Source organism: Asanoa sp. WMMD1127 (assembly GCF_029626225.1).
Lineage (GTDB): Bacteria > Actinomycetota > Actinomycetes > Mycobacteriales > Micromonosporaceae > Asanoa.
In genome coordinates this window covers 2649469-2665934 of the sequence record NZ_JARUBP010000001.1, presented here as the reverse complement: position 1 = coordinate 2665934, position 16466 = coordinate 2649469, and the positions used below count along the sequence as shown (strand labels likewise).

The 16466-nt window shown below is 73.7% G+C and carries 10 protein-coding genes; 9 read left to right on the top strand and 1 reads right to left on the bottom strand.

The window, feature by feature from the left end; genetic code table 11:
* The first annotated feature begins 73 nt into the window (after positions 1–73).
* The 8 genes from O7635_RS12830 to O7635_RS12795 all read left to right on the top strand — a co-directional run bounded on the left by O7635_RS12830 (position 74) and on the right by O7635_RS12795 (position 13595).
* Entirely contained in the window at positions 74–1744 is a 1671-nt protein-coding gene (locus O7635_RS12830; RefSeq protein WP_278080636.1) for a phospholipid carrier-dependent glycosyltransferase, read from the top strand.
* A gap of 10 nt (positions 1745–1754) precedes the next feature.
* Positions 1755–2525 carry a dihydrodipicolinate synthase family protein gene (locus O7635_RS12825; protein ID WP_278080635.1) on the top strand — a complete coding sequence of 257 codons (771 nt, stop codon included), beginning with the start codon at positions 1755–1757 and terminating at the stop codon, positions 2523–2525.
* 567 nt (positions 2526–3092) lie between these two features.
* On the top strand, positions 3093–4205 hold the full coding sequence (locus O7635_RS12820) for a hypothetical protein (protein WP_278080634.1): 1113 nt from the start codon (positions 3093–3095) through the stop codon (positions 4203–4205).
* Positions 4202–6676: a glycosyltransferase gene (locus tag O7635_RS12815; RefSeq protein WP_278080633.1), complete on the top strand. Its 2475-nt coding sequence runs from the start codon at positions 4202–4204 to the stop codon at positions 6674–6676. Before O7635_RS12820 ends, O7635_RS12815 begins: the two co-directional genes overlap by 4 nt.
* A gap of 73 nt (positions 6677–6749) precedes the next feature.
* Positions 6750–9029 (top strand): helix-turn-helix transcriptional regulator, encoded by a 2280-nt coding sequence (locus O7635_RS12810; protein ID WP_278080632.1) that lies wholly within the window; start codon positions 6750–6752, stop codon positions 9027–9029.
* Between the two features lie 174 nt (positions 9030–9203).
* A complete protein-coding gene (locus tag O7635_RS12805; protein ID WP_278080631.1) occupies positions 9204–10238 on the top strand; it encodes a hypothetical protein in 1035 nt (344 codons plus the stop codon).
* A 97-nt stretch (positions 10239–10335) separates the two neighbouring features.
* A complete protein-coding gene (locus O7635_RS12800) occupies positions 10336–12126 on the top strand; it encodes a dynamin family protein (RefSeq protein ID WP_278080630.1) in 1791 nt (596 codons plus the stop codon).
* A complete protein-coding gene (locus O7635_RS12795; RefSeq protein ID WP_278080629.1) occupies positions 12123–13595 on the top strand; it encodes a dynamin family protein in 1473 nt (490 codons plus the stop codon). Before O7635_RS12800 ends, O7635_RS12795 begins: the two co-directional genes overlap by 4 nt.
* Positions 13596–13609: 14 nt before the next feature.
* On the opposite strand, the gene O7635_RS12790 is transcribed toward O7635_RS12795, so the two are convergent.
* Positions 13610–14158, bottom strand: coding sequence for a hypothetical protein (locus O7635_RS12790; RefSeq protein ID WP_278080628.1), 549 nt, complete (start codon positions 14156–14158; stop codon positions 13610–13612).
* A gap of 160 nt (positions 14159–14318) precedes the next feature.
* On the opposite strand from O7635_RS12790, the gene O7635_RS12785 reads away from it, so the two are divergent.
* The gene (locus O7635_RS12785) at positions 14319–16397 is read left to right on the top strand and encodes an Hsp70 family protein (protein ID WP_278080627.1); all 2079 of its coding nucleotides are present in this window, start codon (positions 14319–14321) and stop codon (positions 16395–16397) included.
* Positions 16398–16466: the final 69 nt, after the last annotated feature.

Here is a 16466-nt window from a genome sequence, read left to right as displayed (position 1 = left end):
CATAGCCCCTTATGCGTAATTAAGCCAGCCTGCCGAACCCCCCAATTCGGTCCTGGCAGCCTACGATCGCGGGGTGACCCTGGCGGCGACGAGCGTAGCGAGCCCCGAGGCCGGGCCCGAGGAGGCCGAGGCACCGGAGCTCCCGTCCTCCATACCCGCGCGGCGGGATACGGTCTCCGACCAGATCCGGCGCCGCCTCCAGCCGTTCGACGCCCGCCGCGACCCGTGGTCGTGGGCGGTCACCGGCTTCGTCGTCGCGGTCGCGGCCCTCGTGCGGTTCGTCGGGCTGTCCCACCCGCCGGGCAAGATCTTCGACGAGACCTACTACGCCAAGGACGCCTACGGTCTGCTCACCAAAGGCGTCGAATGGAACTACAAGGACGGCGTCGCGTCGTACGTCGTGCACCCGCCCCTGGGCAAGTGGCTGATCGCCATCGGCGAGTGGATGTTCGGCTACCAGGACGCCGACGGCAACGTGCGGGCCGCCGGTCACCTCTGGACCGCCGCGCCCGAGCTGGGCTGGCGGTTCTCGGCGGCGGTCGCCGGCACCGTCTCCGTGCTGATCATGGTGCGGGTTGCCCGGCGGATGTTCGGCTCCACGGTGCTGGGCGCCGCGGCCGGCCTCCTGCTCGCGCTCGACGGCTTCCACCTCGTGCTGTCGCGTACCGCCATCCTCGACATCTTCCTGCTGCTGTTCATCCTCGCCGCGTTCGCCGCGCTGGTCGCCGACCGCGACAGCCGGCGGCGCCGCTGGCTGACCGCGATGGAGGGCGGCCTCGACCCGACCCGGGCTGGCCGCGCGGGCCGGCTGCCGTTCGCGTTCCCGTGGTGGCGGCTGGCCGCGGCGGTGCTGTTCGGCTGCGCGGTCTCGGTCAAGTGGAGCGCGCTGTTCTTCCTGCCGGCGTTCCTGCTGCTCATCCTCTGGTGGGAATACAGCGTGCGGCGCACGGTCGGCGCCCGGCACCCGATCCGCGACACGTTCCTCGACGAGCTCGGCTGGGTCGGCCTGTTCGTCGTGGTCGCGTTCGTGGTCTACGTGGGCAGCTGGAGCGGCTGGCTGCTGACCGACGACGGGTTCTACCGCCACTGGCTGGCCGACTCGGGCCGGTCCGAGCCGCCGGTCATCGGGGCGCTGCACAACCTGCTGCACTACCACCAGGAAGCGTTCAAGTTCCATTCCGGGCTGGACGCCAAGCACACCTACCAGTCGTGGCCGTGGCAGTGGCTGCTGCTGGGCCGGCCGGTCGCGTTCTACTGGTCCAACACCGGCACCTGCGGCACCGACTCGTGCGCGTCCGAGGTGCTGCTGCTCGGCACGCCGCTGCTGTGGTGGTCGTTCATCCCGGCGCTGGCCGCGCTGGCCTGGCTGGGCATCGCCCGCCGCGACTGGCGCGCCGGCGCGATCCTGCTGATGGTCTTCGTGGGCCTGGCGCCGTGGTTCTACTACGCGATCGACAACGGCCGCACGATGTTCTCCTTCTACACGGCCCCCGCGTTGCCGTTCATGATCCTTGCGGTGGTGTACGTGCTCGGCGCCATCATGTATCCGGCCGGCCGGCCAGCGCCGACCCCGGAGAACGCCCGCAAACTCGCCGACCGCCGCTTGGTAGGGGGCGTCGTCGCGGGCGCGTACCTGGTGCTGGTCGTCCTCTGCTTCGCCTATTTCTTCAAGGTCTTCGTCGGCGACGTCATGCCCTACGGGGACTGGTCCGCTCGGATGTGGCTGGGCTCCCGCTGGATATAGCGTGGGGGTCGTGACCGATCCGCTGTGGACCGGCGTCGCGGTGGCGCTGGTGACCCTGTTCGACGACGAAGGCGCGGTCGACGAGCGCGCCACCGCCGCCCACGCTGCCCGCCTGACCGACGAGGGGATCCGCGCGGTCCTGGTCGGCGGCAGCACGGGCGAGGCGGACACCCTCACGGACGCGGAGCTCGCCGGCCTGACGGCTGCGGTCCGCGCCGCGGTGCCGGGCGGGATTCCCGTGGTGACGGGGGCCAGCGGCGCGTGGCGCAGGGCGGCCGTGAGCCGCATCGAGGCCGCGGTCGGCGCCGGCGCGGATGCGGTGCTGGTCGCCCCGCCCCGCCGCGGCGTTCCCGATCTAGCGGCCTTCTACGGCGCCGCCGCCAAGGCGGCCGGCGGTGCCCCGGTGTTGGCGTACCACTTCCCCGGGGTCGCCGGAGGCGACGTCCCGGTGCCGGCGCTGCCCGATCTTCCCCTCACCGGCCTCAAGGACTCGACCGGCTCGGCAGAGCGCCTGCTCCAGGAGTTGGCGGTTTGGGACCGCGCGGTTTACGTGGGGTCGAGCGCGCTGGTGCTGATGGCCGGCGCGGTGGGAGCGGCCGGCGCGATCCTCGCCGTCGCCAACGCGGCGCCGGGCCAAGCGGTGGCGGCATTCGACGGGGACGCCGCCGCGCAGCGGGCGCTGCTGGAGCCGCACCTGCGGGCCAAGGATCGCTTCCCGGCCGGTCTGAAGGCGCTCGTCGCGGAGCGCTACGGCACGTCGGTGACAGCCCGCCTGAGCTGAAAGGAACGGTCCGTTGTTAACGGTTTCCGCAGAACAACGGACCGTTCCTAACGCCGGAGGCGGCGCTTTCCGATCGTGGAACGCGGGCTGCGGAGAGTTGCCGGCCGGCGGGTGAAGGGCGGTCTGCGGCGGGGTCATCACGCGACGGGCCGGCCTAGGTGCGACCGGGTCGCGGGCAACCGGCAAATAGGGCGCGCCCCGATCGCCTGCCACGGGGGAAGCGGGCGATAGGGGCGCGCACATGAGAGCTTAACGAGCGGCGATCACCGGCACAACGGGTGATGGGGTCCAGAAATGTGGTCGGATTCCCGACGCGAGCATCGTCGAACAACCTGCGCAGTTGTCGCGTACCGGACAGTGAGCGTCGCACAAGATTTCCGTTACCGGCCTTGACGCTTGACATCAATGCTGGTCACAGTGGCGTTTCGGTGGCCGACGCGCGTCGGCGGCGCGGGGTGGGCCGGTCGGTTGCGGCCGGTTCGGGCAGTTTTACGGACTGGGCCGACGACGCCCGGCTGGGTGACTGACGTCTCCTCATCGCGCAGCGTGCTTTCTACGCTTCCCGGCGTGATTCCGGACCAGGAACCCGAAACCGACATCATCGTCAGCGCCGCGGAGCCGGTCGACGCGCCTGGAGTGACGCTGGGGCAGGACCCCGCGGCGCCCATCTTCGTCGACGAGACCGGTCGGCGGCGGCGGCTCGTGCGCTGGACGGCGTACGGGATCGGCGCCGTGTGCCTCGGCTACACCGCGCTGGTCGGCGTCAGCATCGCCGGTGGCCCCGCGCTGCCGCACGCGCTGATGCCGTTCCCCGACCGGGTGCAGGAACCCGAACAGGACGACCGGCCCGCGCAGAACCCGCTGCGCACCGCGTTCCGCCCGCCGGACCCCGGGCCGTTCGTGGCGCCGCTGCCCCCGCCGACCGCGCCCGGTGCGCCGAGCGGGCTGCGCACCTCGACCCTGCCCGTCGCCGCCCGGCCCACGCCGAGCCCGACCAAGGGCACCGCGCCCGTCTCGCCACCGCCCGCGACGAACCCACCGACCCGGCCGCCGGAAGGCACGCCGACCGCACCGCCCGGACCGACCGAGGATCCGACCGCGCCGCCGACCGTCGATCCGCCGGCCGGCGGTGGGGGTGGCGGCGGTCAGCCCGCCGGCCCGCAGCCCGGCAACGGCAGCGACGGCGGCACCGGCAACGGCACCGGCAACGGCGGCGGCACCGGCACCGGCAACGGCGGTGGCGGCACCGGCGGCGGCACCGGCAACGCCGGTGGCAGCGGTGGCGGCACCGGCGACGGTGGCGGCACAGGCAGCGGCGGCGGAACCGGCAGTGGCGGCGGAACCGGCAGTGGCGCTGGGGGCGGCACCGGCAGTGGCGGTGGCGGCTCCGACGGCGGCGGCTCCGGCAACGGATCCGGCTCGGACAGCGGCGGCGGATCCGGCAGCGGGTCCGGCAGCGGCGGCGGCACCGGCGACCCGGGCGGCTCCGGCGGCGGCACCGGGAACACCGGCGGCACCGGCGGCGGATCGGGCGACACCGGCGGCGGCTCCAGCGGCAACGGCGCGAACGAGAGCGGCGGCGACAACACCGGCGGCACGTCGTCGAGCGCCGCACCGGTCACCGCGTCGACGACGGCCACCGGCGCCCGGACGCCGACCCCGACCACCGCGGCCGCATGAGCGCACCCACCCGTGACCCGTACGACGGGCTCGCCGGCACCGCCGGCGAGCCCGTCCTCGGCCGCGCCAGCATCCCCGCCGGCCTCAAGATCGCCCCGCAGCTACCGGAATACCCCCTGCTGGACGACGAGGACGCCGACCAGGACGTCGACCCCGACGAGGACACCCAGCCGATCCCGGTCCCACCGGCGACCGGCCGCGCCGTCGTCGGGACCCCCCTCCCGAACCAACGCACCGCCGCCACCGACACCGCCGTGATCCTCGCCAACCAGCCTCCGATCCCACCGCCACCACCGCCGGTCACCGTCGCCGCCGACGACGCGCCGCCGCGCCGCAGCGCACGCCGGGTCGTACCCAAGCCCAAATGGGTCGTCGCCGCCGTCCTGGTCTTCGTCTTCGTCAGCCTCCTGCTCGTCGAGGCGTACGCGAACGCGCGCTTCACCCCCGACCACCAGAGCGAGCCGGGCCCGACCACCACGGTCCCGGACCAGATCCTCGAGGGCGGGCCGATCATCAACGCGGTGCCGGGCCAGGATCCCCGCTCGTACCGCATGCCGCCGAAGACCATCGCGCTCACGTTCGACGATGGCCCCGATCCGGTGTGGACGCCGCGGGTGATGGCGACCCTCGACCGCTACCACGCCGACGCGACGTTCTTCGTCGTCGGCTCGCAGGTCGTCCGCCACCCGGGCCTGGCCCGGCAGCTCGTCGACAACGGCCACGAGCTCGGCGTGCACACCTTCACCCACCCGGACGTCGCGACGCTCCCCGAGTGGCGCCGCCGGATGGAGTACTCGCAGACCCAGCTCGCCCTCGCCGACGCCGCCGGGGTGCGCAGCTCGCTGCTCCGCTTCCCCTATTCGTCGCGGGCCGACGCGATCGACGACGCGGCCTGGAAGCTGGTCAACCAGGCCGGCGGGCTCGGCTATGTCACGGTGGTCAACGACCGCGACAGCCAGGACTGGGCCCGGCCCGGCGTCGACCGGATCATCGCCAACATGATGCCGGAGGGCGACGCCGGCGCGGTCGTCCTGCTGCACGACGCGGGCGGTGACCGCGAGCAGACCGTGCAGGCGCTGGAGCGGTTCGTCCCGATGATGCAGGCGCGGGGCTACTCGTTCGTGACGGTCACCGACGGCCTGCGCCAGGCGCTGACCGACCCGGAGACCGGCGCCGCGCCGACCGTGCTGCGCAATCCGCCCGCCGCGGCCGCCGAGCAGCAGCGCGGCCTGGCCCTGGCGACGGCGATCCGGATCGCCGACTGGTCACTGGACTTCGTCGCGGTGCTGTTCCTGATCGTCGGCATCCTGACGCTCGCCCGTACGCTGCTGCTCTTCGTGCTCTCCGGTCGCCAGGCACGGCGGCGCCGCGGCGACTGGTCGTGGGGTCCGCCGGTGACCGCTCCGGTGTCGGTGATCGTGCCCGCCTACAACGAGCGCGAGGGCATCGAGTCGGCGGTGCGCTCGCTGGCCGGCGGCGACCATCCGGGCGGCATCGAGGTGATCGTCGTCGACGACGGCTCGACCGACGACACCGCCGACATCGCGGAAAGCCTGAACCTGCCGAACGTACGCGTGATCCGCAAGCCCAACGGCGGCAAGTCGAGCGCGCTGAACACCGGTGTGGCGGCGGCCAGCCACGACATCATCGTGATGGTCGACGGCGACACGATCTTCGAGGCCGACTCGGTGCGCCAGCTCGTGCAGCCGTTCGCCGACCCCGAGGTGGGCGCGGTCGCCGGCAACGTCAAGGTCGGCAACCGGGCCAGCCTGGTCGCCCGCTGGCAGCACATCGAGTACGTGATCGGCTTCAACCTCGACCGCCGCCTCTACGAGACGCTGCGCTGCATGCCCACGGTCCCCGGCGCGATCGGCGCGTGGCGCAAGGACGCCCTGCTGGCGATCGGCGGGATGAGCGACGACACGCTCGCCGAGGACACCGACGTCACGATCGCGTTCTGCCGGGCCGGCTGGAAGGTGGTCTACGAGGGCCGCGCCCGCGCCTGGACCGAGGCCCCCGCGTCGCTGGGCCAGCTCTGGCGGCAGCGCTACCGGTGGAGCTACGGCACCATGCAGGCGATGTGGAAGCACCGCCGGTCCCTGGTCGACGACGGCCCCTCGGGTCGCTTCGGCCGCCGCGGTCTGCCGTTCCTGGCGCTGTTCGGCATCGCGCTGCCGCTGCTCGCCCCGGTGATCGACCTGCTGGCCGTCTACGGCGTGCTGTTCGCGGGCCGGGGCGAGACCGCGCTCGCCTGGCTGGCGATGCTCGGCCTACAGCTGATCACGGGCGTGGTGGCGTTCAAGCTCGACAAGGAGCGCCTGACGCCACTCTGGACACTGCCGCTGCAGCAGTTCGCGTACCGCCAGCTCATGTATCTCGTGCTCATCCAGTCGCTGGTCACCGCCCTGACCGGCGGCCGGCTGCGCTGGCACAAGCTCCGCCGCACCGGCGAGGCGGCCGTGCACACCTAACGCACAGACGCCTACCGGACAGTCGCGACCGGGCGACTGGTCGCGCGGCTCGAGTGATGGCACGCTGCGTCGCATGGCGGTCGTGGTGGGGGTCGACGGAGCCGGGCGTACGCACCGGTTGCGCGCGCTCGCCCCACCCCACGCCGTGTGGGTGACGCCCGACCGGCCCGAGGTGCCCGCGGCCCCGTCCGCCGTGGTCGTCGACGACCCGCATCGCCTGCCCGACGCGATCCTGGCAGCGCTGTCCGATGTGGCCCGTCGGGGCATACCCCTGCTGCTCGGCCGCCGCCCGACGCTGGACCGGCCGGCGCTGGCGGAGCTCGACGAGCTGGCCGCCCACGACGGCCTGACCCGGCTCGCGCCGCTCGACGCCGCGGCGATCGCAGCCCTGACCGGCCGGCCCGACCTGCACGAGGCCTGCGCGGGCTGGCCGGCGATCGCCGCGCTGCTGGCCGACGGCGGACTGCTCGGCCGGGTGCAGCGTCGCCTGGCCACAGTGGACCCGATGGTGATCGAGGTGGCCCGCACACTGGCGCTCGGCCTCGACCTGGCCGACGACGTGCTGGCCGGCGCCACGGGCCAGCCGCCCGACGCGCTCGCCGGGGCGCTGCGTGCCCTCCGCGACCTCGGTTTCCTGGCGCCCGACACCGAGCGGCTCGTGCCCGCGGTGGCGGCGGCCCTGCTCGACGATCTCGCGCCGGCCGAGCGCCGCCGGGTGCACGCCCGGGTCGCCACGGCCCTGGCCGCCTCGGGCGCCGACCCGGTCGCGGCCGCCACCCAACTGCGGGCGGCCCGCATCCGCACCGGCGCCGACGTGTTCCGCGCCGCCGGCGACCGCCTGCGCTTCACCGACCCGGCCGCCGCCATCTCCTGGTACGCCGACGCGGTCGACGCCGGCGCCGATCCCGCGACGGTCGCCGCGGGCCGGGCCGAGGCGGCCGCGCTGGTCGGACTCCCCGTCGAGCCGTCCGGTGCCTCCCGTCCGGCCGACCGACACCGGTTCGCCCTGGTGGCCGGCGCAGTCGCGGCCCACGACGGCCGGCCGGCTCGCGCCGTCGAAACGCTCGCCGCCGCCGACGGGCGGTCGGGCCACCCGGCCGCCCCGTCCGCCACCGCAGCCTCGCCCGGGCCGCTGCTCGCAGTGCCGTCGCTCGTCGCCCTCGGCCGGTTCGCCGACGCCCGCGCCGCGTTAGGAACGGACCGTTCCTCTGCGGAAAGCGTTAACAACGGGCCGTTCCTTCTTGCGCAAGCAGTGGTCGCTGCGGCGAGCGAGCCGGGGGCGGCGGTGCCGCTGCTGATCGAGGCCGCCGAGGCCGTGGAGCGCACGCCGCCCACGGTGGTGCTGCCGGATACGCCCCACGCGCTGGCCGCGATCGTCGCCGTCACGGCCGGCGACGCGGGGACCGCCGAGCACCTGCTGCACCGCGCCCTCGACCGCGGCGTCGGCGGCCCGGTCTTCACCCAGCGCCACCGCCTGCTGCTGGCCTGGACCCGGCTGCGCACGGGTCGCTACGACACCGCGCTGGCCGAGCTGCGCCGGCTCGGCGACGGGCTGCCCGGCCGCGAGGTGCTGCTGGCGGCCGCGCTGCGGGCGGGGCTGGCCCGCCGGTCGGGCGACATCGCCAAGCTGCGCGAGGCGTGGGTGAGCGTCGAGCCCGTGCTGGCCCGGCAGGCGGTCGACCTGTTCCAGTTGGAGCAGGTGGAGGAGCTGGCCGTGGCCGCGACCCGGCTGCGGCAACCACGACGGATCGCGCCGGTGCTGGCGGCGCTCGACGGCGTCGTCGCCGGGCTCGGCCATCCGCCGGCCTGGACCGTCGCCCTCGCCTGGATCCGGCTGCAGATCGGCGTCGCGGCCGACGACCCGACCGCGGTCAAGGCGGCCGCCGACGCGGTCGGGTCGGCCGGCGCGGGCGGCGAGCGGCAGCGGGCCCAGGCGGCGGCCGCGGCGGCGTGGACGCGCTCGCTGGCCGGCGCGGTCGACCTCGACGCCGTCCTCGCCGCGGCCGACGCGCTCGGCGCCGCCGAACTGCCGTGGGAGGCATCCCGCCTGGCGGGGCACGCCGCCATCCGCACCACCGACCCGACCGCCGCCCGCCGGCTGCTGGAGGTGGCCCGCGAGCTGTCGGGCGCCGAGCCGGAGCGGGCCGGCGAGGGCAACGCGGCCGGACTGTCCGAACGGGAGGTCGAGGTGGCCCGGCTGGTGCTCGACGGGCGTACCCACAAGGAGATCGGGGCTCAGCTCTTCATCTCGCCGAAGACCGTCGAGCATCACGTGGCCCGGATCCGCGTCAAGGTCGGCGCCACCGACCGGGCGGAATTCGTCGCCGCGTTGAAATCCCTGCTCAATTCCTGACACTCCGCGTCATCAGCGGGTTGTTTCGCGGTCTGCTGTGTACCGGCCGGCACCCCCTATCCCCTCCCCCCAACCAGGGGGGTCTTCCCGATGTCCGGGGGGTGGGCCGACGGCGACGCTGTATGCACACCCGCCAGACAGGCCGGGAGAACTCCTCAGAAGGAGGCAAGGGAAATGCAGAATCTCGAGCTCACCAACCTCCTGGTCAACCTCGTCAAGCAGCTGGCGACGGACCCGACCAAGGCTCTGCAGTTCGCGCAGAACCCCCAGGGCGAGCTCGTCGCCCAGGGCATCACCGAGCACGACCTGTCCGGCCTCGACATGCCGGCGATCGTGCAGCAGGCCTGCGGCGAGCCGGGCTTCCCGGCCGACGCGGCGCGGGCGCTGCAGAGCTACACGAGCGGCGGCGGCGGTGGCGGCGGCTACACCCCGCCCACCCACCACGTGACCTCCGGGCCGCAGTCGATGGAGCAGGTCGTGCAGCACCTGACCTACGTCAACCAGGTGACCAACGACAACGACATCATCAACGAGATCGTCGACCAGAGCACCAACGTCGAGGTCGGCGACGACTTCGACGGCGAGCTCGACATCGACAGCAACAACGCCAACGCGTCCGGCGCGGGCGCCGTGGCGGTCGGCGAGGCCGACGACGTCAACGCCGCCACCGGGGCCAACTCGCAGGTCGTCGACGGCGACATCGAGGGCGACAACCTGTTCAACAGCGACGGCGCCGTCTCGGTCGACGGCGACCTCGAGGCGCCCGTGGTGACCGGCACCAACACCGGCATCGTGGCCGACGGCGACGTCGAGGACTCGATCGTCGGCAACAACAACGACCAGCAAGCCAACGACGTGGACGTCGACGGCGACAACGACGGCGTCATCAACTTCGGCGACGGCGACGTCAACAACGTCAACGACTCGACGCTCGACAACTCCAACGTCGGCTCCGGCACCAACATCGCCGACAACGACGACTCCGCGATCGGCCTCGGCGACGGTGACACCACCAACGAGGACAACGACACCACGATCACGGAGAACACCAACGTCAACGCCGAGGACTCGGTGGTCAACACGGAGCAGGGCCCGGGCGACCAGGACGCCGACTTCGACCAGGACTTCAGCGTCCCGCCGCCGCGGACCCTCGAGGAGCACGACGAGCCCTCGATGCGCGAGCCGGAGCCCGAGGACGCCCCCGCCTGATCCATCCACCCAACTACACACCACTCGCCGACAGCGGGCGGTCGGGCCACTAGGCCCGGCCGGCCCGCTGCGCCGTCCACACCGGAGGGACGCAGCGATGACCGAGCCAGCCACCGCCACCGCCCCGGCGACCGCCCTGGTCGACCTGGGGATCAAGGCGTGCACGGCGTACGGGCGGGAGGACCTCGCCGCGCGGCTGGGCCGGCTCCAGGCCGGGCTGGCCGACCCGGCGGTGCACATCGTCGTCGCGGGCGAGTTCAAGCAGGGCAAGAGCTCACTGATCAACGCGCTGCTCGGCACGGCGGTCTGCCCCGTCGACGACGACGTGGCCACGGCGGTGCCGACGTTCGTGCGGCACGGCGCGGAGAAGACCGCCACCGTGGTGCACGAGGGCAACCCGCCCCGCCGCGAGCAGGTCGACTTCGCGGACCTGCGCCGGCACGTGGTCGAGGGACACGAGGGCGCCCGGGCGTCCCGGGTCGACGTGACCGTCCCGCGCAAGATCCTCAGCGGCGGCCTGGTCATGGTCGACACCCCCGGCGTCGGTGGCCTCGGTTCCGCGCACGCCGCCGCGGGACTGGCCGCCATCTCGCTGGCCGACGCCGTCCTCTTCGTCACCGACGCCGCGCAGGAGCTGACCCGCAGCGAGGTCGAGTTCCTCCGGCAGGCCCGCGAGCTGTGCTCCACCGTGGTCTGCGTACTCACCAAAATCGACTTCTATCCGGCCTGGCGACGGATCCGCGACCTCAACGCCGGCCACCTCCGGATGGTCGGCGAGATCCCGCTGCTGCCGGTCTCGTCGCCGTTGCGCGCCCGTGCCGTGCGCGCCAACAACCAGGCCCTCAACGTCGAGTCCGGGTTCCCCGACCTGGTCAAGTTCGTGCAGGAACGGGTCGGCGGCGGCGCCGCGGCCCGCCGGACCAAGGACGCCGCGGCCGAGGTGCTGGCCGTCTGCGACCAGCTGCGCGGGCAGTTCACCGCCGAGCGGGACACGCTCGCCGACCCCGCCAACGCCCAGCGGATCGTCGACGACCTCAACACGGCCAAGCGCCGGGTCGAGGAGCTGAAGACGGCCGCCGCCCGGTGGAGCGTCACGCTCAACGACGGCACCGCCGACCTGACCGCCGACGTCGACTTCGACCTGCGCGACCGGATCCGCAAGATCACCACCGAGGCCGACGACGCGATCGACGAGGTCGACCCGGCCGACATGTGGCCCGAGATGGAGGAGTGGCTGCGCGCCCGGATCTCCTACGACCTGCTCGGCAACTACACCTACCTGCGCCGCCGGGCGACCGAGCTGAGCGAGCAGGTGGCCGAGCACTTCCAGGAGGCCTCCGGTGAGGCGATCGGCATGCTCAAGGTCTACAACCCGACGCCGATCGTCGAGGAACGCGACGTGGAGCACCGCATCGAGCTGGCCAAGATGACCGCGGGCAAGCAGGTGATGGTCGCCTTGAAGAGCGCGTACGGCGGCGCCCTGATGTTCACCATGCTGGGCAGCCTGATGGGCGTCGCGCTGGGTCCGATCGGCATCGGCATCGGCGTCGTGATGGGCCATCGCGGCCTCAAGGACGAGAAGAAACGGCAGTTGGAGAGGCGCCGGGCCCAGGGCAAGAACGCGATGCGCCGCTACTGCGACGAGATCAGCTTCGTGACCGGCAAGGACAGCCGGGACACCGTGCGCCGGGTGCAGCGGCAGCTGCGCGACCACTACACGCAGCTCGCCGACGAGCTCAACCGGTCGACCGCGACCGCGCTGGCCGCGGCCACCGACACGGCCAAGCGCTCGCAGGCGGACCGCCAGAAGCGGCTCAAGGACCTCGAGGCCGAGCTCACCCGGCTGGGCCAGCTCCGCGACCGCGCGCTCAAGCTCGGTGCCGCATGACGCTCGTGGACCGGACCCGGTCGGCGTTGACGCGGGCCGCCGGGGTCTACCGGGGCAGCGGGTTCGACGCCCGGATCGCCGAGGTGCGGGAACGGCTCGACGAGCCGCTGCGCGTGGCGATCGCCGGGCGGATCAAGTCCGGCAAGTCCACATTGCTCAACGCGCTGGTCGCCGACCGGTTGGCGCCCACCGACGCGGGCGAGTGCACCCGGATCGTCACCTGGTACCGGGACGGCCACACCTACCGCGTCACCCTGCACCCCCGTTCCGGCGCCCCGCGGCAGCTGCGGTTCACCCGCGACGACGGCGCGATCGAGGTCGACCTCGGCGGCACCGCGCCGCAGGACGTGCACTCGCTCGACATCACCTGGCCGTCGCAGGCGCTGCGCAAGGCCACACTGATCGACACACCGGGCATCGGCTCGCTGTCGGAGCGGGTCTCGCGGCGCGCCTGGGAGCTGCTCGCGCCCGACGACGAGGAGACGCCGGCGGACGCGGTGCTCTATCTGATGCGCCACCTGCACGCCAAGGACCTCGAGTTCCTGCACGCGTTCCACGACACCGAGGTGTCGCGGCCCAACCCGGTCAACGCGATCGGCGTGCTGTCCCGGGCCGACGAGATCGGCGTGGGGCGGCTGGACGCGATGGCCTCGGCGCGGCGGATCGCCGGCCGGCTGGCCGGTGACGCCAACGTGCGGCGGGTGGTGCAGACCGTCGTACCCGTGGCCGGTCTGCTCGCCGAGACCGCCGCGACCCTGACCGAGACCGAGGTGCGCCACCTCCGCGCCGTCGCCGGGCTCGAGGTCAAGCCGGCCGAGGAGCTGCTGCTGACCGCCGACCGGTTCGTCAACACGCTGCCGGAGCTGGGGCTGACCTCGATCGAGCGCGAGTCGCTGCTGGCCCGGTTCGGCCTCTACGGCATCCGGCTGGCCAGCACGCTGCTGCGCCAGGACGCGCAGGTCACGGCGACCGGGCTGGCCCGCGAGCTGACCGAGCGCAGCGGGCTGACCGAGCTGCAGGAGGTGCTCGGCTCGCTGTTCTTCGAGCGGCGCGAGGTGCTCAAGGCCCGCTCGGCGCTGCTCGCCCTCGACGCCCTCGCCCGCGGCTGGCCCCGGCCCGGCAGCGCGACCGTGGCGGCCGAGGTCGAGGAGATCGTCGCGTCCGCCCATCCGTTCAACGAGCTGCGCGTGCTCGCCACCCTGCGGGCCGGCTGGCTGGGCGGCAAGCCGGCGGTGGTGGAGGAGCTGGAACGGGTCATCGGGGGTACGGGCACCGCCCCGCACGTCCGCCTCGACCTGCCGCCGGACGCCGCCGCGGGCCAGCTGCGCTCCGCGGCCGCCGATGCGCTGATGCGCTGGCAGCGTCGGGCGGAGAACCCGATGACCGCGCACGAGATGGCCGTGGCGGCCCGGGTCGCGGTGCGGTCGTGCGAGGGCCTGCTGGCCGACCTCAACGGCCGGGGCCGCTGATGTCGCGCCGCCGCTCAGCCGTCGAGGTCGTCGAGGTCAGTTTCGTCAGCGTCGCCGTCGTCGAAGCCGGCGTCGGTCGGGTCGGGGTCGACCTGGTCCAGGTCGGTCGACGGCTCTGCCAGGTCGGTCTCGTCGACCCCGCCGGCGGCGACCGGCTCGTCGTCCAGGTCGCCGCCGGGGTTCGGGTCGAGGTCGAGGTCCGCGTCGGCGGCATCGGCGCCGGCACCGAAGTCCAACTCGCCGAGGCCCGGCCCGTCGGCGCTGTCCGGCGCCGCGGCCAGCCCTTCGTCGAGCTCGGCGCCGGTCTCGGGCGCGGTCGCCAGCAACTCGAACCAGTCGGCCGGCGCGTCCAGCTCGGACTCCACCGGGACGCCGCTGTGCGCGGTGACGAACGGCGCGAGATGCTCGGCCACCTCCGCCGGCGCGGTGCCGGCGAAGCTCACCACGGCCTCGGCCACCAGCTCCGGCGGCAGATCGTGCCCGGCGCCGGCCAGCGCGTCGGCGGCCGCGGACGGGTCACCGACGAGGTCGGTGAGAACGTCCTTGAGCGGTCGCGCGTCCATGTCCTCACCCTAGGGCGGCGGCGCGCCCGCGCCGTCGGGGACTTCCCCGTGCCCATCCCCCAACCCGCGCGTGGTCGGACTCCCGACAGGAACCGGCGCGCCGTCGTGCCATCAAGAAAACTCGATCCAGCACCTGCCCACGATCACCGGAGCGACCGCGATGTACGCACTCGGCGTTGACCTCGGCACCACGTTCACGGCGGCCGCGACCTGGCGCACCGGTCATGCGGAGATCGCCTCGCTGGGCAGCCGAGCGGCCGCGGTGCCGTCGGTGGTGCTGCTGCGCGAGGATGAGACGTTCCTGACCGGCGAGCCCGCCAACCGGCGCGGGTTGACCGAGCCGCACCGGGTGGCGCGCGAGTTCAAGCGCCGGTTCGGTGACACCACGCCGATCCTGCTGGGCGGCGTGCCGTACTCCGCCGAGGCGCTCATGGGCCGCCTGCTGCGCTGGACGCTCGACGAGGTGGCCAGCCGCGAGGGCGGTGCGCCGCGGGCGATCACCGTCTCGCACCCGGCCAACTGGGGTCCCTACAAGACCGACCTGCTGCGGCAGGCCGTGCGGCTGTCCGGGATCGAGGAGCCGGTCTCGTTCATCACCGAGCCCGAGGCGGCGGCGGTGTTCTACGCGAGCCAGCAGCGCATCGACCCCGGGGCCGTGGTGGCGGTCTACGACCTGGGTGGCGGTACGTTCGACGCCGCGGTGCTGCGCAAGACCGCGCAGGGCTTCGAGATCCTGGGCCAGCCCGAGGGCATCGAGCGGCTGGGCGGCATCGACTTCGACGCGGCCGTCTTCCACCACGTCGCCCAGGCCCTCGGCGGCAAGCTGGCCGAGCTCGACGAGGACGACCCGACGGCGATCGCCGCGGTGGCCCGGCTGCGCGAGGAGTGCGTGGCGGCCAAGGAGGCGCTCTCCGCCGACACCGACGTCTCCATCCCGGTGCTGCTGCCGACCATCTCCACCGAGATCCGGCTGACCCGCGGTGAGCTGGAGGCGATGGTGCGGCCGGCGCTCTACGGCTCGATCGAGGCGCTGCGCCGGGCGGTCCGCTCGGCCGGGGTCGAGCCCGAGCAGCTGCACTCGGTGCTGCTCGTCGGCGGCTCGTCCCGCATGCCGATCGTGGCCCAGCTCGTGGCGGCGGAGCTCAACCGGCCGGTCGCGGTCGACGCCCACCCCAAGCACGCCGTGGCCCTCGGCGCGGCCCGGCTGGCCGGCGCGGGCCTGACCGGGCAGGCGCCCGACGCCGGCGCGGCCCGCGGCTCCGCCACCGTGGTCATCCACCACCCGCCGACCCGGGCCACCGGCTCGGCCCCGGTCAGCGCCCCACCGATGTCCAACGCGCCGGTCAGCCCCACGCCGATGCCGAGCGCGCCGGTCAGCCCGTCACCCGCGCGGCCCACCTCCGGGCCACCGGCCCGGCCCACCTCCGCGCCGCCGGCCCGGGCCGCCGCTGCGCCGCCCACCGGCCGTCCGACCTCCGGCGCGCCGGTCCGGCCGGCCTCCGCGCCGCCCGCGCAGCCGCACCGGTCGCCCGTCACGGCGCCGGCCGACGAGCCCACCGCCCGCATGCCCCAGCAGGTCTTCGCGCCCGGCCGGGCCGGATCGGCCGCACCGACCTCGCCGGCGCCGCGACCGCACCGGGTCGAATACGCGTATCCGGCCGCCCCGTCGCAAGCACCGCCGCGGCCGCGCAACCGTGCCCTGCTCGTCACGGCGGCCGTGGTGGTCGTGCTGGCCCTCGCCGGCGCCGCGCTGTGGGTCAACCGCGACAACTTCGGCTTCGGCAGCGCCGACCCGACGAACCCGACCAACGCCGCCGGCGTCACCGCGCCGCCGCTGCCGCCCGACGAGCAGTGCACCGCGGCGATCCAGGCCAACGAGCGTTGGGTCTGCATCACCCAGGCGTTCGTCGACGACGAGAAGTTCGTCGTCGAATACGACGCCCAATGGAAAGGCGCCGCCCCACGCAACAGCGGCGGATTCCATCTGCACATCTACGGCGGTGACGGCCAGAACCCGCCGGCCGCGCAGATGGGCAACCAGTCCGACCAGCCAGGGCGTTTCTATCTCGAAGACAAAGAGCCGTCGGTCCGCGCGGTCGACGGCAGCAACTATCGCGACGTCATCGGCGACAACCCCAAGGTCTGCGCCCGGATCGCGGACGCCGCCGACGTTCTCGTCAAGGACACCGAGGGTGGCTACGAAACGGGAAACTGCGTGACCATCCAAGATCGCCGTTAGGGGCAAGGTTTCGCTTTCGCAAAAAAGGCCGGACCGCCGACCGACAGCGCGCAAAACGCAAGGCAGACT